Below are 20,732 nucleotides of genomic sequence, written 5' to 3'. Positions count from 1 at the left end.
AAACAAAAATCACGCTGCACGTTAACAACCTATAGTGTGTGCTGTGTGCAACGTGATTTCATATATTGCATTTCATTCTGCTACATCCATCAATGATTCATTTTATTACAATTCCACTTTATTTAATGGTTCTTTCGCAGGTCCTTCGATAACGTCACCTGTATAGGCATATCTCGATCCGTGGCACGGACAGTCCCAAGTCCGGTCACCTGCATTCCAATTTACCTCACACCCAAGATGCTTGCAGGTTGTATCAACAGCGTATAAATTATTTTCACTATCTTTATAAACACCGGTACGTTTACCGTTAATACGTGTTACAGCTGCATCATCCGGCGCGAGATCCTTTATATTGTCAATCGTATATTCAAGTTTTCCTTTGATTAAATGTTTAGCAACGTCAGTATTCATGCTCGTAAATTTACGTATGGCCGGGTCAGCATGAAAACGTGATGGTAAAAATAACGCTGCATATGGATTATCTTTATTTAAAATGCGATCACTAAGGATTTTTGCTGCAATGGTCCCGTTTGTCATTCCCCATTTACGGTAACCGGTTGCAACAAAAATATTGTCCTCTTTTTTCGTGACCGGTCCAATGTAAGGAAGGTTATCAACAGTGGTCAGATCCTGCGCCGACCATCGGTATACATACTCAGATATACCGAATGTGTTTTCCGCATAGTTCATTAAGGCATCGTAATGATTCATTGTTGATTCGCCTTGCCCCGGTTTATGATTCTCACCACTGATCAGCCATAAATCCTCGCCATCCATTGATGTGGATCGTATGGATCGTGTCGGGGAATCGGCACTGATATACATACCACCCGGGAATGTTTCCGGTGTTTTAACAGCAATAATATAGGCTCGTTCCGGATACATTCGTGTCGGATAAAACCCCTGGCCGTCATAAAAAGGATAGTGAGATGCTTGAATGACGTATTTGCATGTAATGCGGTGTTCATCTCTCGTGATAATGGCTGGATGCTTGTTATATTCGATATCCGTTGCAGTCGTATGTTCGTATATCTCCAGACCGTCATTGACCGCCTCTTCCACCAACTGTTTTAAATACATCAGTGGATGAAATTGCGCCTGGTTTTTCATTTTCAAAGCGGATTGGACAGGGATATTTAAAGGGATACTGTCTAATTGTTCCCCGGGAATGTCTAGCTGCTCATAGGCTTTTCGTTCCGTTTCCAGTTTTGATATAGAGTCATCCTTATTCGTGAAAATGTAGGCGTCTTCGTTTTGATAATGACAGTTTATATCATGTTTAGAGATGGTTTCTTCTATCCATTGTTTCGCGTCGCTGCATGCCTGATAATACAGCGATGCGTTATCAGCCCCGAAATGTTGCATCAGTTCATCGTAAATAATGCCGTGCTGTGCGGTTATTTTGGCAGTTGTGTGACCGGTAACACCGTTCAAGATGTTTCCAGCATCGATTAACGTGACTTTCATGCCCTGTTTTGTCAACATGTAAGCCGCTGTTATTCCAGTTATACCCCCGCCAACAATTGCGACATCCGTCTTAATAGACGTATCCAATGAAGAAAATTCAGGCAATGATACCGATGCCCGCCAATAGGTTTTAGGAAATTGTGGTACGTGCAGACTGCTTGCCATGTGTATCAGTCCTTTCGTAATCGCAGTCACTTCTAGGATTGATACAGACACGCTATCTTATGCAAAAATAAAAGAATTGAAAAAGACATTCAGTTCTTTTATAAGCTATTATTTAATTTTTAAATGTTTGTATTGGGATCTGGACCGGTATTGCTGTGGTGCTCTGCCCGGATAGTTGACCGGCAGACTATAAAAATGAACCAGCTGCGTAAACGGTATGCTTGCAAATAACCCGAAAGCGGCGATAACATGCACCTTAAATATAAATGGAACGCTGCCCATCAATTCATATTTTGGCTGAAGGATAAATAAACTTCTGAACCAAGGCCCAATGGTTGTCCGGTATTCATATTCTACAACCGTTAAATTGTAAACAATGGACATGTAAACGCCCAAGCCGGAAACGACGAGCAATGCAATGATGGAAAAGAAATCAGCAAACGTTGCATGTACCCGTACAGGATCGATAACTATCTTCCGGATCAGAAGAATGATAAGGCCTGCAACAACCATCAATCCGGCTAAACCGCCACCATAAATGGCGCCAAAATGATATAAATGATCCGGTATACCAAACGCATGATAAAACTCAATTGGTACGACCATTCCCATAACATGCCCGATAAACGCAAACACAATACCCCAATGGAATAACGGGGAGCCGAGCCGCAGCCATTTTTTCTCAAAAAACTCTGTTGAAGGAGCAGCCCAAGTCAATTGCAAGTAAGCGAAACGGTATATTAATCCGAGGATCATAATCAGACCGGTAATATATGGAATAATGACCCACCAGAAGATTTCACCCATATCCCATTCCTCCCTGAATGTTAATGTTAGAGTACAGCTAAAACACAAATAGTAATTGTTATTGGTACGTAATAGGAAATGGCAATTCTTCCAAATCAGCTTCTTCCCGTTCATACTCTAATTGTTCTATTTCTTTCTTTGTTGGTTCAGGGAAAACCGTTTCCATTAATAATTGCAGAAATGGACGATACGGATTGCCCTCTGGAAGATTGCTCCATATGCGATGAATGGCTACCGAGAGTCTGCGAATCAGTCGTTCATTATCACGACTGTCCGGCGCAACAGAAAGAAACTCCAGAAGCATAGGGATATAGTCAGACAAATCGTTGTCAATCCGTTCATATCCCGCTTGATTAATAATCTTTTGCATTTTAATCAATGCTGCACCACGTTTATTGCTGTCTCCGAGTTCATGAGCTGTCAAATACAGCCCATTTTTTGCCCGGAGATCAAATGTGGACACATATTCCGTTTGCAATTCGTCGATGGCATAAGGATTGAATGCCTGGAGAGCATCAGTTGCTTTTTGCTGCGTGTCCATTGACGTGCTATCGTTTTTCATTTCATCCTTCATGTCTTCAATATCATCAAAAAATGTTTCGTCAGGGTATGCCAGCAAACGGGCGCCAACAATGAGCAATAGGCGTTCTTGTTGTTCCATTACTTCTTGCCTCCTGAGGTGAATGTCACCATTTCACCTGGCGATGTTTTTCTTTCAGATGAATAGTCGGTAAGGCCTTCAGGTGGTGCCAGATCTTCCAGGCTGCAAGCACCTTGTTCATAATACAGATCATCATCCATTTCCCGGCGTCCGGTTGGAATGACGAATCGTTCATTATATTTGGCTACTCCGAGTAATCGTGCCATATCCTCTATTTCTTCCGGATCCGTGTTGGCTTCTTTCAGCAATTCGCTTTGTCTGAATTCATCCACACCACCAACTGTTTTTCCCCGCATGTATACCCGCATGGCTGTTAATTTCAACAATACGTTCCGAATGACTGTCGTGTCACCTGCGGAAAGAATGGATGCTAAATACTGCACAGGTATGCGCATTTGATCAACAGCCGGTATATAGCCATCAGTACTCAAATCCTCTTCATTGGTAATATGATTCATAATTGGACTTAACGGCGGTACATACCAAACCATCGGCAATGTCCGGTATTCCGGGTGTAAGGGCAACGCAATTTTCCATTTCATAGCCATTTTGTAGACCGGTGAATTTTGCGCCCCTTCAATCCATTCATCAGTGATTCCTGCTTTTTGTGCCTCGTTAATGACGTCGGGATCAAATGGATCAAGAAAGACGGACAACTGTGATTCGTATAGGTCTTGCGGATCTTCAACGGATGCCGCTTCTTTGACTCTGTCCGCGTCGTACAGTACAACACCGATATAGCGGATCCGGCCAACACAGGTTTCCGAACAAATCGTTGGCAACCCCGCTTCTGTCCGTGGATAGCAGAAATTACATTTTTCCGCTTTATGAGTATTCCAATTGTAATACACTTTATGATACGGACATCCACTCATGCAAAAACGCCAACCGCGGCATGCTTCCTGATCCACAAGAACAATACCGTCTTCATCCCGCTTATAAAGGGCGCCGGACGGACAGGATGCTACACACGAAGGATTCAAGCAGTGTTCACAGATTCTTGGCAGATACATCATAAACGTCTTTTCATATTCAAGTGAAATATGCTCCTGCAGTTTTTCAACGGTGGGATCCTGTGAAACGACTTCTGTTCCCCCTGCCAAATCATCATCCCAATTGGATCCCCACTCAGGTTTGTCGATATATTTACCTGTAATCATGGACTTCGGACGTGCTACAGGCAGATTGTCACTTTTAGGACTGTTAATCAAGTGTTGATAATCATAGGTCCACGGTTCATAATAATCATCCATTGTGGCCATGTCCGGGTTGTAAAAGATGTTCATCAGCTTGGAAATAGGCCCGCCTGCTTTCAACTGTAATTTACCGTTTTTCAAAACCCATCCGCCTTTAAAGCGTTCCGTATCCTCCCAGCGCTTAGGATAACCGGTTCCGGGCCGAGTCTCCACATTGTTGAACCACATATATTCCGTTCCAGGCCGGTTGGTCCATGTGTTTTTACATGTGACGGAACAGGTGTGACACCCGATGCATTTATCCAAGTGCATCACCATTGCTACCTGTGCTTTAATTCTCAAGCCAATCTACCTCCTTCAGCGCTCTGATAACTGCGATGGTATCCCGCTGATGCCCGGTCGGCCCATAATAGTTAAATCCATAACTTAACTGGGAATATCCGCCGATCATATGCGTTCCTTTCAATGTAACCCTCGTTACACTGTTGTGGGTTCCACCCCGTTTTTTATTAATGGAAGTGGCAGGAACACCCAATGTACGATCCTGCGCATGATACATATAAGCCGTTCCTTTTGGTATTCGGTACGTGACAACGACGCGTGCAGCAATAGCTCCATTACGATTGTAAGCCTCGACAAAGTCATTGTCTTTCAAGTCAATGGAAGCTGCATCGTCTTCGTTCATCCAGATCGTCTGCCACCCTCTGAACAGTTGGGACATATGGGTCGTATCCGTAAACATCGTATGGATGCCCCATTTCTGGTGTGGTGTCAAATATCGTACAGTAATAGATTTATTTTCGTTTTCCTCCACACCCAATTCTTTTTTCAGGAATGGTCCATATCGTAGCGGCGGCAAGTAAAGTGGCAATCCTTCACCGTAATCAAGCATCATTTCATGATCGAGATAAAAACTCTGTCTACCTGTCAGTGTTCGCCATGGGATGTTGTATTCCACATTTAAGGTGAACGGTGAATAACGCCGATGATCTTTTTCCAAACCGCTCCATACCGGTGTGGATATAGCATTGCGTGGTTGAATGCTCAAATCACGCAACGTGTGATCCTCTTCTGCACGTGGCTGGGCGATATCCTCAAGATTTTGTCCGGTTTTGGATTCAAGCGATTTCCACCCGGCAACCGCCCGTTTCCCATTGGTGGCTCCCGACATTAACAGAATGGCATTGGCAGCCTGTTCATCCGTGTACAGATCAGGATTTCCTTTACCAATTCCTTCCCGTTTGGATTTACCGAGACGTCCGCCCAACTCGTCATAGACTTCTTCGCCGGGAATAGTTACACCTTTGCCGCCATAACCATTTTTAATAAGCGGACCAATCGTCGTCATCTGTTGATAAACATTTGGGTAATCCCGTTCAACCACCTTAAAGTTTGGCATCGTTTTTCCGGGTATTGCTTCGGTCTCACCTTTGCGCCAATCTTTCACCTTCCCCATGGCTTGAGAAATTTCACCCGGTGAATCATGACCAAGTGGCGACATAACCAGTTCTTCTGTTGGTGGAAGGTGTTTTTCCGCCAGTTCAGAAAACACTTTACTTATCTCCCGGAACGTATTCCAATCATTTTTTGCTTCCCATGGCGGCGAAATAGCTGCGTTGAACGGGTGAACAAATGGATGCAGATCCGTACTGCTGATGTCATTCTTTTCGTACCATGTTGCTGCCGGAAGTACAATATCGGAGAACAACCCAGAACTTGTCATACGGAAATCAACACTGACCAGCAGATCGGCTTTTCCTGTTGGCGCATCTCCTTCAGTATTGATCGTTTCTGGTTGCCATGAATTTTCCGGCTCCGCGAGTACTTGGTTATCTCCACCTACCAAATGTTTAACGAAAAATTCGTGGCCTTTGCCGCTGTCGCCCAGCAAATTGGAACGCCAATTGAAAAAGACGCGCGGGAAGTTTCTCGGATCATCCGGATGCTCGATGGACCAATCGATCTCATTATTTTTTATTTGGCCGACAACATCATCAATAATTTCCTGTTCTGATTGTGCACCTCTGTCACGGCTTTCTTTAACCAAGTCAATGGAGTTTTGTGAGAACTGCGGAAAGGATGGAAGCCAACCTAGTCTTGCTGCCAATGCGTTCAAATCAGCCGGATGCATGTCACTGTATTTACCGCCCCACTCTGTTTCATATTCGTCCGGAATGCTCTCATAACGGAATTGGTCGGTTACAAAATAGAAATAGGATGTTCCGTTCTGGTGACGCGGTGGTTTTTGCCAGTCACCAGCAAAAGCTACCTGCTGCCAACCTTCCTGCGGGCGCACTTTTTCCTGTCCGACATAATGAGCCCAGCCACCGCCGTTGACCCCTTGTGAGCCTGTCAGAAGCACCAGGTTTAAAATAGCACGGTAAATCTGATCACTGTGGAACCAGTGATTGGTTCCTCCGCCCATGGCAATCATGGATTTTCCATTGGTGCGTTCAGCATTATCAGCGAATTCACGGGCGACCTTAATAACGTGATTTTGGTTTACACCTGTTATTGATTCCTGCCATGCCGGTGTATATGGTTTCGGGTCATGATAATCGGATGGATAGTCGCCCGGCAAACCACGGTCAATACCGGTATGAGCCATCATCAGATCATAAACCGTCGTTACTTTCAAATGGTTTCCGTCAACATCCTGTATTTCCCTGTAAGGCACACCGCGCTTGACAATATCTCCTTCTTTTTCGGCAAAGTAGGGAAAACTGACGTTTGCCGTGTCGTCATAGTGATCAATGAAACTAAGTTCTGGATCAATGGTTGTTCCATTGTCCTTATCAAGCTGAAGGTTCCAATTGCTTCCACCATCCCATCGAAAGCCGATACTGCCATTCGGTGCCTCCAGCGTATTTGTGCCGGAATTCCAAACGATCGTTTTCCATTCGCCAAGGTCGTGGTCATTATTTAGATCCGACGCACGAAGGAAGCGGTCACTGCGATAATCTCCATCCTGTTCATTCAGAGTGACCAAGTATGGCAAATCAGTAAACGTTTTGGCGTAATCGGTGAAGTATGGTGTCTCTTTATCAACGTAAAATTCCTTTAAAATAACGTGAGTCATGGCCATTGCCAATGCAGCATCCGTACCGGCACGTGCCGGAAGCCAAATATCCGCGAATTTCTCATATTCCGCATAGTCTGGGCTTACACCAACAATTTTGGTGCCATTGTAGCGTGCTTCGACCATAAAATGCGCATCCGGTGTGCGGGTCTGCGGGAGATTCGTTCCCCAAATGATGAAGTACTTCGAATTATACCAGTCGGCGCTTTCCGGAACGTCTGTCTGTTCGCCCCATACTTGGGGTGATGCTGGAGGCAAATCAGCATACCAATCATAAAAGCTTAAAATCGTCCCTCCGATCAGTGAAAGAAACCGGGTACCAGAAGAATAGCTAACCATCGACATGGCCGGTATTGGGCTGAATCCAGCCACACGATCCGGTCCATATTGTTTAATCGTGTGAATGGACGCGCTCGCAATCATTTCACTCATATCCCGCCATGTCGCGCGTACAAAACCGCCTTTTCCGCGTGCTTGTACATATTTGGCACGTTTTTCTGGCGTATTTACAATATTCTGCCATGCTTCGACTGGATCAAAGCCTGCTTCACGTTCTTCTTTCCATAATGAATATAAATCACTGCGGACGTATGGGTATTTCACTCGGATTGGGCTGTATGTGTACCATGAAAAGCTGGCGCCCCTTGGACAGCCGCGCGGCTCATATTCCGGAAAATCATCTCCGGTGCTTGGATAATCGGTCTGCTGAGTTTCCGATGTGATAATGCCGTCTTTTACGTAAATTTTCCAGCTGCAAGAACCTGTACAATTAACACCATGAGTTGAACGGACCACTTTGTCATGTTGCCACCGTCTTCTGTATATATCCTCTGAATCACGGGGGCGGGTACTTTCTTCAGTCCATCCTTCATTGATATGATTTCCGGATTTAATATGTCTTAAGCTTTCAAATAATTTATTTCTATTCTTTTTCACCCTTGTCACCCCTCTCATGGGTTGCTTCAACTGGATTAAACCGTTCACCCAATATACGGAAACTACCACTGCCCTCATTCAATTCTTCAATGAATATTTTTAAACTTGGTGCATTTGATGCAACCAGTATTAACCGTTCCAATGTATCATAATCATTAATGTCATAAATCGACTCGATCATTTTTGGCGGTATGTCACCAAATCTCATCTTCAAAATCGCTAGCAAATCTTCACGATCGTCTACTATATTTGCTTCATCTTCAAACATAAACATGGGTCAAACATCCTTTCCGATTCACGGTTTCATCATTCGGAAATAATCAGCAATCATGACTTCTTTGCAGGATTCGCCTGCTTCTTCCAAAAATTCCGTCAATGCTTCCCTTTTGTTATGAAGAACGTCATTTGTCAAAGACCGGGACATCTGATGGGCAAATCCATCCCCGTAATAAAGGATCACCTTGTATCCAGATTCTTCTTTAATTGCATTAGCCTGAATATCATATTTATGAATGTTATAACGGTTTTCCAGTTCAGTTGTTATAAAATGATATAACTCCGGGAGTATAATACGGAGCGACCGTTCGTTGCCGGATGCTGTCTGATTGGAATCCAAATAACGTCACCTCTCATACAATAAGTAATCATTCAGTGCTTCGGAAGCACATCCAATTCCTTTTGATTATGAAGCTGGTCAACGATAATCATGGAATGAAACCGTTGCACCACATCATTAGTCACGCCGTATTCCGGCAATAACTGCTTAATTTCAGCCATCAATAGTCGTAACAAATCATGATCACGTGTTAATGCCACGATGTCATCTTTTACATCTGGATTTTCGTCCACCAGGTCTTTATATAACCCCTCTTCCTCCGATTCAGCATGTGCGAGAGTTCTCGTCTCCCATTGCTCGACAAGAACATAAGCTAATTCCATCGCTTTTTCCTGTTGGCTGTCATCCGCGAGTTTTTCGAGCATTTCCGTTAACTCGATAGCTTCGTTTAATGCTGCTTCATGTATAGCTGCGTGGCTATCAGCATTTTTCAGAGCAGGACCTGACATTTTATCACTCCTTACAGCCTATTAAGCGTGATATACGACCATTGGGGCTTTCCTTTTCGTATTTTTGATACCGACGTGTTCTTTGAAAATAATATCGATTTTTTACAGCATATCACGCAACCTGGTCTCTAACAATTTATTCATGGAAACATATGGCGAAAGTGTGATTATTGTCACGAAAAGATTATGACAATTAATGTGAAATGTTTTTAACAGCAGTTGATGATTGGAAAAAGGGAAAAAATATGTTTAAGATAACAGTATGCAACGATACAATGATAGACAAAGGAGAGGTCACGATGCTGGCACATATCGTCGTCAGCGGACGCGTTCAAGGCGTGGGATTCCGATACTCTGCACAACAGCAGGCAAGAAGCCATCGATTGGCAGGATGGGTGCAGAACAAGACAGACGGCACAGTTGAACTTGAAGCGGAAGGCGACGCAGAACAAGTTCGTTCATTTATACAAATATTAAAAAAAGGATTCAGTCCGTTTATTCATGTGGAAAATGTGGATGTAAATTTCGATCAGAATAATAAAGGGTATACGGATTTTTCCATAAAATGAAACGGACGATCAGTAGGCATTTTATCTCCTGCTGATCGTCCGTTTCAATTCTTATTTAGAGGCCGGATATGACAGCCCCCTTCGTTGTTTATAAAGAAAGAACCGCCATCAGTAAAAAGCGATTCTTGCTTCATCAAGGTGCTTTATATCTCAGCGGTTCTCAAAAAACTCGCGGTTCGTTGTTATAAATTTACTTTCCTCTTCCGGTACGTCATCTTCCATATAAATGGCTTCTACCGGACAGACAGCCTCACATGCACCGCAATCGATACAAATATCGGGATCAATATAAAACATATCCTTGCCTTCTTCTATACAATCAACAGGACAAACTTCCACACATTCTCCTGATTTTTCATTAATACATGGTGATGTAATAACAAAAGCCAAGCTATTTCCTCCTTCCAATGAGAGGCAAGATTAAATATCTCATTATAAATATTACATAATTTTTTCTCGTGATTCAAGCATTAAAACACATTTCTAGGCACTCATGCATATCATGTACTATCGGAAGTACGGGAAGGAGAGATACCATTGAAAGTCACCATTCGGCCCGGTGATTCATTACAATATTACAGTGAGCTATTTGATATCCCGTTTGCATTGATTGACCAATCAAATTCAGAGATTAATGGTCAACCATTAACAGCGGGGCGAAACATACACATTCCCGGTTATACCCTTCATTATCAGTCAACGGCACCGAATGATACATTAAAGAAAATAGCCAAGGAAAAACGTTTGTCCGTTGATATGCTTCAATCAGTCAACCCATCCATAATTGCTGATCATCTGCCAATCAATGACACAATTGCGATTCCCGAACGAGTGAACGAACGGATTTTAACGGATTTTCATCATTATACATTTGATACCATGATAAACGACATACAAAAGCTGACGACAATCTATCCATTCATCACGCAACAGGTGATCGGCCATTCTGTTATGGGGAAGGATATCATTGAAATACAAGTGGGCAATGGCAACAAACAAGTTCATTTGAACGGATCGTTTCATGCCAATGAATGGATTACAACTCCTGTTATTATGCGTTTTATAAACGAATACGCGCGTGCATTGACAAATAACCTTCCATTACGATCGCTATCCACACTTCCTCTCTTAACAGACACGAATTTGTCGGTTGTTCCAATGGTTAATCCAGATGGTGTCGATCTTGTATTAAATGGCGCGTCGGCAGCTGGTAACCGCAGAAGAAACGTTCTTTCACTCAATAATCACGACACCGATTTTTCCAATTGGAAAGCAAATATCGCGGGCGTGGATTTAAACAATCAATATCCGGCACGCCGGGAAACAGAAACCGCAAGAAAGCCCGATTCGCCGCAACCAAGGGACTACCCAGGGCCCTATCCATTATCGGAACCGGAATCAATGGCCATGGCTACATTGGCCAATACCCGCGAATTTTCGCGAGTTAGTGCTTTTCATACACAAGGCGACGTCATTTATTGGGGCTATGAAGGGATCGAGCCATCATCCGCACAGACTATAGTCGACGAATACGGTCGTGTGAGCGGTTATACCCCTGTTCGTTATGTTGATAATTATGCCGGTTTCAAAGATTGGTTCATAAAAAATTATCAACGCCCTGGTTTTACGGTTGAATTGGGCTCGGGTGTCAATCCACTTCCTTTCACCCAGTTTGATGAAATATATCAAGCATCGCTCGGAATCATGTTAGCGAATCTTTATATGTAACGGGCAACCGATAGATAAAATAACAGCAGGATCTTTCTGCTGTTATTTTATCTCTTGGAAGTAATTTTTATAAAAACCACCAATACGTTCGCTGTTATCAACAATGAAATAAAATTCATCTGTTTCATTCTTAACATCATACTGTCGCCCAGGGGTCAGCTTATGATGAACTATAAATTTTTCAGCATCAGCATGAACACATTCCACTATTTTCATGGTTTCCCGATTTTGCCAGTTTAAATGTATCACGTTTCAACGCTCCTGTTCCAATGCCTATAATTATTAAAAGGTTTATTCAAAAAGCGATAAGTATTGTCCATATCCTCGTTCGTTCATTTCTTCCTTCGGTATGAATGTCATAGCAGCAGAATTCATACAGTAGCGCAATCCGCCTTGATCGGCTGGTCCATCAGGAAAAACATGACCTAAGTGAGAATCGGCTGTTTTGCTTCTGACTTCAGTGCGAACCATTCCGTGGCTGGTATCGGTATTTTCCTTCAGTCGGTAAGAATCAACAGGTTTTGTAAAGCTTGGCCAGCCGCATTGCGCATCAAATTTATTCTGTGAGCTAAACAAAACCTCACCGGAGATCAGATCCACATATATCCCTTCGTCATCTTTATCCCAATATTCATTATCAAACGGTTTTTCCGTTCCATTCTCCTGTGTCACGTTGTACTGCACAGGGGTCAGCCTTTCCTTCAGTTCTGACTTTTCCGGTTTCTGCTGCCAATACTCCTTAATAAAGGCCTCACGTCCGGACCCTTTCTTATACAGGCTATAATGGAATGATTGTTTTTTGTAATAATCCTGGTGTTCTTCTTCAGCTCTGTAAAAAGGTTTGGCGGCTATAATTGGCGTTACAATCGATTTCGAGAATTTTCCGCTTTTTTCCAAATCCTGTTTGGATTGTTCTGCAAGTTGTTTTTGTTTTTCATTATGATAAAAAATAGCTGTTTGGTAGGACTCGCCTCGATCATTGAACTGTCCACCGGTATCTGTTGGATCAATTTGTTGCCAAAAAGTGTTGAGAAGTTCCTTATAAGGCATTTTTTCAGGATCAAATGTGATTTGAACCGCTTCTACATGCCCGGTCTGATCTGAACAAACGTCTTCATAAGTTGGATTTTCGGTGTGCCCGCCGGTATAACCTGAGACGATATTCAGTACACCCGGACGCTCATCAAACGGTTCCACCATACACCAAAAACATCCGCCTGCAAATGTTGCCAGTTCGGTCGTCATAGAATGCCTCCCATTTGTTCTGGTTTCATTGGTTCCATTTTTTCGTTTTCAGCTATGAAAATCAAATATTTTGCCTGAGTAGCAAACAATCAAACAAACAATTTTGGCGTTGATACACCTGAATGATGCGACGTATCACTTGTATTATCGTCCGACGTGTTTTCCATGGACGGTGTCGTCATATCCTGTTCATCATTTTCCTCATTACTTTCTAAAGACGTCTCAGAGGCTGTCTGATTTTCTGATTCTTCTTCATCATCGTTTTCGTTCAATGCTTTCATTAATTGCAGCATCATTGGCAGATTTTTTACCATCGGTCCGTATTGTTGTATGATAGGAGCCGTTGATTGAACCGTTTTTAATATTTGCTGCAAGCTTCCCAGTTTTTGTGAAAAATTATTTATCCGATCCGGCGATAATAAACGCTGCATGTTATGGGATGTAAACAATTGTTGCAAACCACCTGGGGAATGTTGCTGAGGCAATCCAGGGGGAAAAAATCCCTGTGGCTGGTAAAATGGATAATTGGGACCCTGTTGCATCGGCCATACCATTATGATCCTCCCCTTCCATGATTGTTACGTATCGTATTGTACGTGACAAATGCTGAAAAAGTGCATGGCCGATACACATCCACTGTTCTGATAGAGCCTTTACTTACACCCAAACTATTTCCCGGGAAACCGCACAAAACAGCATTTTTTAACACAGAAATGACAGAATATGGTGAAAACGCGCCTATTTTGTTGTAGACGGGAATCCCCTATTCTATCTGTTTTCATCTTTGTGAATCAGGACGCAATGATCAATGAGCAGCTAGTCACTATTATTGTTATCCATAAATTCACGGTGCTTTTTCAGTTTTTTACGGTACACAACAGCTGCCAAATAAATACTGATTTCATAAATAATAATAAGTGGAACAGCAACGACAAGTTGCAGCGTAAAATCCGGTGGTGTAATGACAGCACCGATGATAACAATAATTAAATAGGCATATTTCCTCGTTTTACGCATAAAGTCTGGCGTAAGCACACCGAGACGCGTCAAAAACATAGCTATAATAGGTATTTCAAAGAACAAGGCAAACGGTATAACAATTCGGAACAGTAATTTAAAATAACGGTCATATGTAAAAATTTCATTGAACATGTCATTATTAAGAGATAATAAAAATGGGACAATCAATTGAACAAAAATGATATATCCAAATACAATGCCAATAAGAAACAAAAGAAATATAATCGGTATATACCATAATGTCGCTTTGCGTTCCGGTTTTGTCAACCCAGGTTTAATAAATAGCCAGATTTGCAGACACAATATCGGCAATGTCCCTATGATGGCAACCAATCCTGCAAGCGTTATATAAACCGATATTAAATCAGTAAGCCCTGTAACACTTAACTTAAAAGGTAAATCCGCAGCTATAAAATCATAAATTTCCTCGACATACACAAATCCCGCCACAAAAAACAGGATGAAAAAAACGGCTGTAACGATTAGCCGGTTGCGCAATTCAGATAAATGGCCAACGACATTCATGTCTTTGTCCTGGTCAAATTCGTGTCCTTCAACCATGCGTTCACGCTCCCACTATGGCAGAAAAAAGATGTAAGGTTTCCCCTACACCCTTTGCCCATCCGGTTATTGATTAGATGAATGATCATTATTTCTGGAATCCTCATCGTCTGAAACAATGTCCTTAGTTGCATTTTTGAATTCTTTTAATGAATTGCCAAAAGACTTACCAATTTCGGGTAGTTTTGATGGGCCGAAAACAATCAGCGCAATGACCAGAATTAAAATTAATCCTGGAATACCAATACTGCCTATTCCCATTATCATCACTCCATATGATTATTTGTTGTCATCCTCTTTAAAAACCTGTTTGGCCTCATTAACTTCTTTGGAAACATCACCAGTTAAATCTTGTGCTGATGTTTTGAACTCTTTTAATGTAGTCCCTGCCGCTTTACCAATCTCTGGCAATTTATTAGGGCCAAAAATAATTAGTGCCACTATCAGAATTAAAATTAATCCCAGAATACCAATACTGCCTATTCCCACTATCATCACCCCGTGTGATTATTTTTTCCACAATCTTATAGACAGTCCATACAATAAAACGTATCGCAACACCGTCTGACAGTAATTTATCTCCTTGCCATTGTAACACGGGACACAACCAGCGTACAACTGAACTTATAATTGTTTTGATTTTTCGTATTGAGCGGGATCGTTCATGTTAAAAAAATGTTTTTCAAGTTTTTGATCGGGTATGTTTTTATAATGTGACACATATCGGACGTTAATATACTTAAATAATGTGCGCACTTTCCGCTCATCATGATGAAGCAGGCACTGAACCTGTGGAAGAACCTGTTTTTTATAAATACCTGCAAGTGGATGCATTCGCTCATTATATACCGGAATAACAGCATCAACATTTTCGAGTGACTGATACAGCAAATGGTATATGCTCTGATCAATAAACGGCATGTCACATGCGGCGAATAGACAAACATCCGAATTTGAATGATACAACCCGGATTCTATACCGGCAAGCGGCCCCATGTCTTTATATCGGTCTGTATACATATCGATTCCAAGAAACGTGTGTGATGCAGGGTTATTAGTGATAACCGTTGTCTGGCTGCTGCATTTTTTCAGTTCTTCTGTGACGTGTGTAATTGCTGATTTTCCATAGATGGTCAATAATGATTTATCGGTCCCCATACGAGATGATTTACCACCCGCAAGAATTACTCCAGTTCCTTGCATCTGCATCATCCCCCTTACTATCTCCGGTCATACTGACGGAAGTAATAATCGTAAGGATTTTTGTCATTTCGCTCCCCTTTTTCTTCTGCGGTCAATTGCCAATATTTTTCTGTAAAAAGAGGGAAATACGTATCTCCAGGAAAACTGTCATCAATAAACGTAATATACAGGCGGTCTGCGTGCGCAAGAAATTGTTCAAAAATGGTCGAACCGCCAATAATAAACAGTTCGTCATCGGGATGCTCATCATTCCATTGAAGTACCGTGTTCACATCATGAACAACCTCAACGCCTTCCGGAAAATGGGCCTTCTGTTTTCGTGTAATAACGACATTTTCACGGTTGGGAAGCGGCTTTCCAATGGCTTCAAATGTTTTGCGTCCCATAAAGATGGTGTTTCCGGTTGTTTTTTGTTTGAAAAACTTCAAGTCGTTCGGGAGGCGCCATGGCAGATCGTTTTTATAGCCAATCACCCGATTTTGGTCCATTGCAGCCAGTAACGAAATCATTCGTTCCAACCCTCCTTTCAATCATACTGCAATTGGGGCTTTGATGGCAGGATGCGGATGATAATCCATTAATTGAAAATCGGTTACATCAAAAGCAAACATGGATTCCTTTTCTTTATTCATTTCAAGCGACGGGAAAGGCCTTGGATCGCGCCCAAGTTGTGTTTTCATCTGTTCTGCATGATTGGTGTATATGTGTGCATCTCCAAGCGTAAGAATGAATTCGCCCGGCTCAAGATTACACTCATGCGCCATCAACAGAGTAAGTAATGCATAGCTGGCTATATTAAATGGAACCCCAAGAAATATATCACCACTGCGTTGATACAATTGACATGACAATTGGCCATCAGCCACATAGAATTGAAACAGTGTATGACAGGGCGGCAAAGCCATATGCGGCACATCTTCCGGATTCCACGCCGATACGATATGCCTGCGGGAATCCGGGTTATTGCGAATGGACTTGACTGTTTCTTTCAATTGATCAATGGTTTCATAACGGGATGTTTCCCAAGCGCGCCATTGTTTTCCATAAACATTGCCCAGGTTTCCAAAGGTCTCGGAAAACGAATCGTCATAAAGAATATTTTGCTTAAATCGTTCCATCTGTTCTTCATACTGTTTTCGAAAGGAAGCGTCACGCTGGCTTCGATTACCGAAATCGGTCATGTCGGGTCCGTCATAAGCATCACTATGAACCCATTGTTTAAATGCCCATTCGTTCCAAATATTGTTATTGTGTTGAAGCAAATAACGTATGTTCGTATCACCCCTAATAAACCATAGAAGCTCACTCGTGATCAATCGGAACGGCACTTTCTTTGTTGTTAGAAGCGGAAATCCTTCGTTCAGTTTAAATCGTATTTGAGATCCAAAAACCGAATAGGTACCTGTATTCGTTCTGTCCATTTTTTTCGTTCCATATTCCAATATGTATTTGCATAGATCCAAATACCCTCGTTCGCCTTTTAACATGGTCTACCCTCCCATCATCCGTTCTGCTAAAGATATATTTCCTGCTATTGTAACACAATCGTTAACTCCCGGCACACATAAATTGATACCCCATTTAATAATCTTTTAAAAGTAAGTCACTCACGAAAGGGGATGATTGCATGCTGAATAGTTCCATTCAACATGTCATAAAACAATCGTTTTTGTACAGTTACATGTTAAGTCAGTCGTTTGCTGTTTATGCGAATGCATACCCTGATCTTCAAAATGATCCATTGACGGAGGTTGACCAGCCGCATTCCGGGAAACATAGTGAAGCCGTCCGAATTCAACAACATAAATCTGATTTGTATAAAAAGGTCGACCATAATGATAATCTTTTAACAGAACGTGCCCTCCAGCAGTTTAAAAAAGATCATAACATTGATATGTCAAATCAGATATCAGGGGGAGGAATGGTTGAGAAAATAAAACACCATTCCAATCAGTTGAAAGATATGGCAGACACGATTCAACCGGAAATGAACCATGATGACGTTAAAACAGTTCAGCGGTCCTTGCAATATTTCGGTTATTACGAAGGTGAAGTGGATGGCCTCTATGGCCCACTGACACAGAAGGCACTGGAAACAGCCGAAGATAAACTGGACTTGGAACTTGTTGATGATAATGCATTGAAAGCAATGTATGCAGAAAAACAAGCCGAACGAAGAAACCAGAAAGAAACACAAACGGCCAATGCACCTTCCGAATCAAAACTCCAAACAACTTCCCAATCAGAAACGAAAAAAAATAATACAGAATCAACTAAAAATGAAACCAAGAAAAAGACAAAACAAGTCAAGGTAAGCAAACCCTCTTATTCCGGAGCTGTTGAAGCTGCCTATGCCCAAATCGGTACACCATACGTCTGGGGAGGGGAATCGCCATCCGGTTTTGACTGCAGCGGATTTATTCAATACATTTTTCAATTGGAAGATATTAAACTTCCCCGTACTGTCAGTGATGTATGGAATGCCACAGAACCTATCAGCAAACCATCCGTTGGTGATCTCGTGTTTTTTGAAACGTATCAATCAGGGCCATCCCATATGGGGGTTTATGTTGGTGATAACAAATTTATTCATGCCGGTGAATCGCGTGGTGTAGAAAAAAGCAAATTGGGAAATTCATACTGGAAGGAGCGATATTTGGGAGCCAGAAGAGTGCAATAGCAACCCTTATTATCAATTGGTTCTTCCCCATGATCACGTCTCTTTATCCCCGCAATAAACTCACCGGATGGCTGTTGATTGTCTGTTTTATACATCCTCTTCCATCTTAAAAATGACATATCCGTATAAAAACAATTAAATCGGGTAATTTATTGACTGAGGGTGGGAAATAAGCTATATTAGAAACAAGCAATGAAGATGTATGGAATCATGAAGAACAGGCAGCTTCCAGTGGAAGGATGCATTAAATGATCCATGACTTCGCTGGCAAGTTGCCTTTTTATATTCCACCTATCTGATTTGTATTAACACGTTTTACGTGAAAGGTTTTAGGAGGAAATTTACAAATGGAAAACGGCGTAGTAAAATGGTTTAACGCAGAAAAAGGCTATGGCTTTATTCAAGTAGAAGAAGGAAATGATGTATTCGTCCACTATTCTGCTATTCAGGAAGAAGGATTCAAAACACTTGAAGACGGTCAAAACGTTACATTTGATATCGTGGAAGGCGACCGTGGGCCACAAGCTGCTAACGTAGTCAAAGTATAATGCAACCATAAATTGAAAGCGGCAACCCAATTGGGTTGCCGCTTTTTTAATGACGTTATACCTAAATCACGTCACTCGCGTCAGCGCTTTTTCTTCGTGCGGTAACCGTGCCCTTAATAATAGAAAATGGAAAAACGGAAATAAAAAAGCAGTTAACACCGCACCAAACAGCAATGGAATCACACATAATTCGACTGCCACGATGATATAGTTCGGATGCTTCACATGACGGTAAGGTCCTTTTTTGATGACACTCACTCCTGGAAGAACAATAATTTTTGTATTCCAGAACCGGCCCAATGTATGTATACACCATATCCTCCCCACCTGCGTCAGTAAAAACAATCCAAGCAGAAAATAATTAAACTGAGCATTTGTCTGCGAATTTAAAGATGCTTCTGTTATAACGGATATGAAAAACAGGCAATGAAGAACGACAAACCATTTGTAATGCTTCTCTCCTTTTTCAATCCCTCCCAGGCTTTTCATCCAAATTTCATTCCGTTTGGCAATATACAATTCACCAAGACGCTGCCCTATAACTGCTAAAATAAATAGCCACATCCATATCGTCATTGTTCATTCCACTCCAATAGCAATAATTCTGAACTGAATCCAGGTCCCAAAGCCGATACAACACTCAGCATGTTTTCCGGAACTCCCTCTTTCATCCATTCATACAGTACATAGAGCACTGTTGCAGAAGACATATTTCCATGATCACGGAGAACATAATGGGAATACTTAAATTTTTCCCAGGATGCCATCAACACATTTTCCATGGATTCAAGCACCTTTTGCCCTCCAGGATGTGCAACAAAAGAATGAATACTCTGCTCGGATAATTTCTGTTCGGCCAAGAATCTGTTTATATGATGTTTCCAAAACGTACGGACTTGTGCTGGAATACTTCTAGAAAAAATAACCTCCATTCCTCGATCGGTCACGTTCCATCCCATAACGGAATTGCTGTTTTTCTTCGTGACCGAACCGGTACGGACTATTTGTGGTTTTGTTTTATCGTTTTTTACTGCCGCACGCCACTTGGACTGATTTCCTATCATCACAGCAGCGGCAGCACCATCACCAAAAAGAGCGGATCCAACGATATTGCTTTTGCGGAGATCATCTTTTTGAAATGTAAGGCTGCACAACTCACAGCACACAAGAAGTACCGTTTTATCCGGATGAGCTCGAATCCAATGGGAAGCATGGGATAAGCCGATCGAACCTCCTGCACAGCCAAGACCCCATAGAGGCATCCTTACCATATCTTCCCGAAATGGACGTTCGTTCATAATATAGGTATCTATGGACGGGGTAGCAATACCTGTACTGGAAACAAATATAATCATATCAATCGCTTCATATGGTATTGGTTCACTTAACAAACGATCATTGTTTAAACACGCATCTACTGCCTGGAGCGAATACAGTTGTGCAAAATGATGATACCAATCGTTCTTTTCCTCAAAGGAGTGATCATTTTTCAACCATTCCTGATCAACAGCAAATTGCCTTCTATTTATCTGCGCATTATCAAAAACCGGCAGTAATCGCTGTATCAGCTTGGAAGCCGAGTTATGAAATAGATCGCCGACAAATGATTTAATGAATTGCTGCGACATGTCATGCGAAGGAATCCCCAAACCAATGGACCCAATCAAATCCATCCCCCCTCAATTCTTTTAAATATCGTTTTATTTGTTTAGTCTGGATGATTTTCACAAAACTATTACATAATTTTTTCATTGTATTCATTAATATCATCCAAAACACCCAGGGAGTATCATCCTTTGACT

The 20,732-nt window shown here is 42.0% G+C and carries 24 protein-coding genes; 4 read left to right on the top strand and 20 right to left on the bottom strand.

What is annotated here, in order from left to right:
* Window positions 1-105: 105 nt before the first annotated feature.
* The 8 genes from ACZ5Q7_RS11500 to ACZ5Q7_RS11465 all read right to left on the bottom strand — a co-directional run bounded on the left by ACZ5Q7_RS11500 (window position 106) and on the right by ACZ5Q7_RS11465 (window position 9,376).
* On the bottom strand, window positions 106-1,632 hold the full coding sequence (locus tag ACZ5Q7_RS11500) for an FAD-dependent oxidoreductase (RefSeq protein ID WP_343753196.1): 1,527 nt from the start codon (window positions 1,630-1,632) through the stop codon (window positions 106-108).
* A 108-nt stretch (window positions 1,633-1,740) separates the two neighbouring features.
* Window positions 1,741-2,439 (bottom strand): respiratory nitrate reductase subunit gamma, encoded by a 699-nt coding sequence (narI, locus tag ACZ5Q7_RS11495; RefSeq protein ID WP_343753194.1) that lies wholly within the window; start codon window positions 2,437-2,439, stop codon window positions 1,741-1,743.
* Window positions 2,440-2,497: 58 nt separating this feature from the next.
* Window positions 2,498-3,100, bottom strand: a complete 603-nt coding sequence (gene narJ, locus ACZ5Q7_RS11490; RefSeq protein WP_343753192.1) for a nitrate reductase molybdenum cofactor assembly chaperone — start codon at window positions 3,098-3,100, stop codon at window positions 2,498-2,500.
* Window positions 3,100-4,638: a nitrate reductase subunit beta gene (gene narH, locus ACZ5Q7_RS11485; RefSeq protein WP_343753190.1), complete on the bottom strand. Its 1,539-nt coding sequence runs from the start codon at window positions 4,636-4,638 to the stop codon at window positions 3,100-3,102. The genes narJ and narH overlap by 1 nt, the downstream gene beginning before the upstream one ends.
* Window positions 4,628-8,311 carry a nitrate reductase subunit alpha gene (locus tag ACZ5Q7_RS11480; RefSeq protein ID WP_425542377.1) on the bottom strand — a complete coding sequence of 1,228 codons (3,684 nt, stop codon included), beginning with the start codon at window positions 8,309-8,311 and terminating at the stop codon, window positions 4,628-4,630. Before ACZ5Q7_RS11480 ends, narH begins: the two co-directional genes overlap by 11 nt.
* Complete coding sequence (locus ACZ5Q7_RS11475) at window positions 8,298-8,585, bottom strand: hypothetical protein (RefSeq protein ID WP_343753188.1); 288 nt, start codon at window positions 8,583-8,585, stop codon at window positions 8,298-8,300. The genes ACZ5Q7_RS11480 and ACZ5Q7_RS11475 overlap by 14 nt, the downstream gene beginning before the upstream one ends.
* 21 nt (window positions 8,586-8,606) lie before the next feature.
* Window positions 8,607-8,927, bottom strand: coding sequence for a hypothetical protein (locus ACZ5Q7_RS11470; RefSeq protein ID WP_343753186.1), 321 nt, complete (start codon window positions 8,925-8,927; stop codon window positions 8,607-8,609).
* A gap of 32 nt (window positions 8,928-8,959) precedes the next feature.
* On the bottom strand, window positions 8,960-9,376 hold the full coding sequence (locus ACZ5Q7_RS11465) for a hemerythrin domain-containing protein (protein ID WP_343753184.1): 417 nt from the start codon (window positions 9,374-9,376) through the stop codon (window positions 8,960-8,962).
* A 299-nt stretch (window positions 9,377-9,675) separates the two neighbouring features.
* Between ACZ5Q7_RS11465 and ACZ5Q7_RS11460 the strand changes: the two genes are divergently transcribed.
* Window positions 9,676-9,945 carry an acylphosphatase gene (locus ACZ5Q7_RS11460; protein ID WP_343753182.1) on the top strand — a complete coding sequence of 90 codons (270 nt, stop codon included), beginning with the start codon at window positions 9,676-9,678 and terminating at the stop codon, window positions 9,943-9,945.
* Between the two features lie 150 nt (window positions 9,946-10,095).
* Here ACZ5Q7_RS11460 and ACZ5Q7_RS11455 read toward each other — a convergent pair whose 3' ends face one another.
* On the bottom strand, window positions 10,096-10,335 hold the full coding sequence (locus tag ACZ5Q7_RS11455; RefSeq protein WP_343753180.1) for a 4Fe-4S dicluster domain-containing protein: 240 nt from the start codon (window positions 10,333-10,335) through the stop codon (window positions 10,096-10,098).
* A 147-nt stretch (window positions 10,336-10,482) separates the two neighbouring features.
* Between ACZ5Q7_RS11455 and ACZ5Q7_RS11450 the strand changes: the two genes are divergently transcribed.
* The gene (locus ACZ5Q7_RS11450) at window positions 10,483-11,673 is read left to right on the top strand and encodes a M14 family metallopeptidase (RefSeq protein WP_343753178.1); all 1,191 of its coding nucleotides are present in this window, start codon (window positions 10,483-10,485) and stop codon (window positions 11,671-11,673) included.
* Between the two features lie 42 nt (window positions 11,674-11,715).
* Here the strand turns inward: ACZ5Q7_RS11450 and ACZ5Q7_RS11445 are convergent, their stop codons facing one another.
* The 9 genes from ACZ5Q7_RS11445 to ACZ5Q7_RS11405 form a co-directional block, all read right to left on the bottom strand.
* On the bottom strand, window positions 11,716-11,922 hold the full coding sequence (locus ACZ5Q7_RS11445; RefSeq protein WP_343753177.1) for a DUF6501 family protein: 207 nt from the start codon (window positions 11,920-11,922) through the stop codon (window positions 11,716-11,718).
* Between the two features lie 42 nt (window positions 11,923-11,964).
* Window positions 11,965-12,918: a peptide-methionine (S)-S-oxide reductase MsrA gene (gene msrA / locus ACZ5Q7_RS11440; protein WP_343753175.1), complete on the bottom strand. Its 954-nt coding sequence runs from the start codon at window positions 12,916-12,918 to the stop codon at window positions 11,965-11,967.
* An 89-nt stretch (window positions 12,919-13,007) separates the two neighbouring features.
* The gene (gene vrrA / locus ACZ5Q7_RS11435) at window positions 13,008-13,472 is read right to left on the bottom strand and encodes a VrrA/YqfQ family protein (protein WP_343753173.1); all 465 of its coding nucleotides are present in this window, start codon (window positions 13,470-13,472) and stop codon (window positions 13,008-13,010) included.
* 262 nt (window positions 13,473-13,734) lie between these two features.
* Window positions 13,735-14,499 (bottom strand): twin-arginine translocase subunit TatC, encoded by a 765-nt coding sequence (gene tatC / locus ACZ5Q7_RS11430; protein WP_343753171.1) that lies wholly within the window; start codon window positions 14,497-14,499, stop codon window positions 13,735-13,737.
* A gap of 66 nt (window positions 14,500-14,565) precedes the next feature.
* Window positions 14,566-14,760 carry a twin-arginine translocase TatA/TatE family subunit gene (tatA, locus tag ACZ5Q7_RS11425; protein WP_343753169.1) on the bottom strand — a complete coding sequence of 65 codons (195 nt, stop codon included), beginning with the start codon at window positions 14,758-14,760 and terminating at the stop codon, window positions 14,566-14,568.
* 18 nt (window positions 14,761-14,778) lie between these two features.
* The gene (gene tatA / locus ACZ5Q7_RS11420; RefSeq protein ID WP_343753167.1) at window positions 14,779-14,994 is read right to left on the bottom strand and encodes a twin-arginine translocase TatA/TatE family subunit; all 216 of its coding nucleotides are present in this window, start codon (window positions 14,992-14,994) and stop codon (window positions 14,779-14,781) included.
* A 129-nt stretch (window positions 14,995-15,123) separates the two neighbouring features.
* A complete protein-coding gene (gene mobA / locus ACZ5Q7_RS11415; protein WP_343753165.1) occupies window positions 15,124-15,702 on the bottom strand; it encodes a molybdenum cofactor guanylyltransferase in 579 nt (192 codons plus the stop codon).
* Between the two features lie 17 nt (window positions 15,703-15,719).
* Window positions 15,720-16,211 (bottom strand): dihydrofolate reductase, encoded by a 492-nt coding sequence (locus tag ACZ5Q7_RS11410; protein ID WP_343753163.1) that lies wholly within the window; start codon window positions 16,209-16,211, stop codon window positions 15,720-15,722.
* A 21-nt stretch (window positions 16,212-16,232) separates the two neighbouring features.
* Entirely contained in the window at window positions 16,233-17,189 is a 957-nt protein-coding gene (locus ACZ5Q7_RS11405) for a thymidylate synthase (protein ID WP_343753161.1), read from the bottom strand.
* Between the two features lie 140 nt (window positions 17,190-17,329).
* Between ACZ5Q7_RS11405 and ACZ5Q7_RS11400 the strand changes: the two genes are divergently transcribed.
* Window positions 17,330-18,382 carry a C40 family peptidase gene (locus ACZ5Q7_RS11400; protein WP_343753159.1) on the top strand — a complete coding sequence of 351 codons (1,053 nt, stop codon included), beginning with the start codon at window positions 17,330-17,332 and terminating at the stop codon, window positions 18,380-18,382.
* A 347-nt stretch (window positions 18,383-18,729) separates the two neighbouring features.
* Complete coding sequence (locus ACZ5Q7_RS11395) at window positions 18,730-18,930, top strand: cold-shock protein (protein WP_343753157.1); 201 nt, start codon at window positions 18,730-18,732, stop codon at window positions 18,928-18,930.
* 66 nt (window positions 18,931-18,996) lie between these two features.
* Here the strand turns inward: ACZ5Q7_RS11395 and ACZ5Q7_RS11390 are convergent, their stop codons facing one another.
* Entirely contained in the window at window positions 18,997-19,506 is a 510-nt protein-coding gene (locus ACZ5Q7_RS11390) for an isoprenylcysteine carboxyl methyltransferase family protein (protein WP_343753155.1), read from the bottom strand.
* A complete protein-coding gene (locus tag ACZ5Q7_RS11385; protein ID WP_343753153.1) occupies window positions 19,503-20,603 on the bottom strand; it encodes a type III polyketide synthase in 1,101 nt (366 codons plus the stop codon). The genes ACZ5Q7_RS11390 and ACZ5Q7_RS11385 overlap by 4 nt, the downstream gene beginning before the upstream one ends.
* Window positions 20,604-20,732: the final 129 nt, after the last annotated feature.

The organism is Lentibacillus halophilus, assembly GCF_055395055.1.
Note: the sequence above shows the minus strand (reverse complement) of the source record. Positions and strands in the feature narration are given on the sequence as shown.

Coding starts and splice junctions, on each gene's coding strand:
- ACZ5Q7_RS11500 (WP_343753196.1), bottom strand. CDS start 1,632: ATGGCAAGCAGTCTGCACGTACCACAATTTCCTAAAACCTATTGGCGG.
- msrA (WP_343753175.1), bottom strand. CDS start 12,918: ATGACGACCGAACTGGCAACATTTGCAGGCGGATGTTTTTGGTGTATG.
- vrrA (WP_343753173.1), bottom strand. CDS start 13,472: ATGGTATGGCCGATGCAACAGGGTCCCAATTATCCATTTTACCAGCCA.
- mobA (WP_343753165.1), bottom strand. CDS start 15,702: ATGCAAGGAACTGGAGTAATTCTTGCGGGTGGTAAATCATCTCGTATG.
- ACZ5Q7_RS11385 (WP_343753153.1), bottom strand. CDS start 20,603: ATGGATTTGATTGGGTCCATTGGTTTGGGGATTCCTTCGCATGACATG.
- tatC (WP_343753171.1), bottom strand. CDS start 14,499: ATGGTTGAAGGACACGAATTTGACCAGGACAAAGACATGAATGTCGTT.
- ACZ5Q7_RS11405 (WP_343753161.1), bottom strand. CDS start 17,189: ATGTTAAAAGGCGAACGAGGGTATTTGGATCTATGCAAATACATATTG.
- narI (WP_343753194.1), bottom strand. CDS start 2,439: ATGGGTGAAATCTTCTGGTGGGTCATTATTCCATATATTACCGGTCTG.
- ACZ5Q7_RS11400 (WP_343753159.1), top strand. CDS start 17,330: ATGCTGAATAGTTCCATTCAACATGTCATAAAACAATCGTTTTTGTAC.
- narJ (WP_343753192.1), bottom strand. CDS start 3,100: ATGGAACAACAAGAACGCCTATTGCTCATTGTTGGCGCCCGTTTGCTG.
- ACZ5Q7_RS11390 (WP_343753155.1), bottom strand. CDS start 19,506: ATGACGATATGGATGTGGCTATTTATTTTAGCAGTTATAGGGCAGCGT.
- ACZ5Q7_RS11475 (WP_343753188.1), bottom strand. CDS start 8,585: ATGTTTATGTTTGAAGATGAAGCAAATATAGTAGACGATCGTGAAGAT.
- tatA (WP_343753167.1), bottom strand. CDS start 14,994: ATGATAGTGGGAATAGGCAGTATTGGTATTCTGGGATTAATTTTAATT.
- ACZ5Q7_RS11460 (WP_343753182.1), top strand. CDS start 9,676: ATGCTGGCACATATCGTCGTCAGCGGACGCGTTCAAGGCGTGGGATTC.
- ACZ5Q7_RS11465 (WP_343753184.1), bottom strand. CDS start 9,376: ATGTCAGGTCCTGCTCTGAAAAATGCTGATAGCCACGCAGCTATACAT.
- ACZ5Q7_RS11395 (WP_343753157.1), top strand. CDS start 18,730: ATGGAAAACGGCGTAGTAAAATGGTTTAACGCAGAAAAAGGCTATGGC.
- ACZ5Q7_RS11410 (WP_343753163.1), bottom strand. CDS start 16,211: ATGATTTCGTTACTGGCTGCAATGGACCAAAATCGGGTGATTGGCTAT.
- tatA (WP_343753169.1), bottom strand. CDS start 14,760: ATGGGAATAGGCAGTATTGGTATTCCAGGATTAATTTTAATTCTGGTC.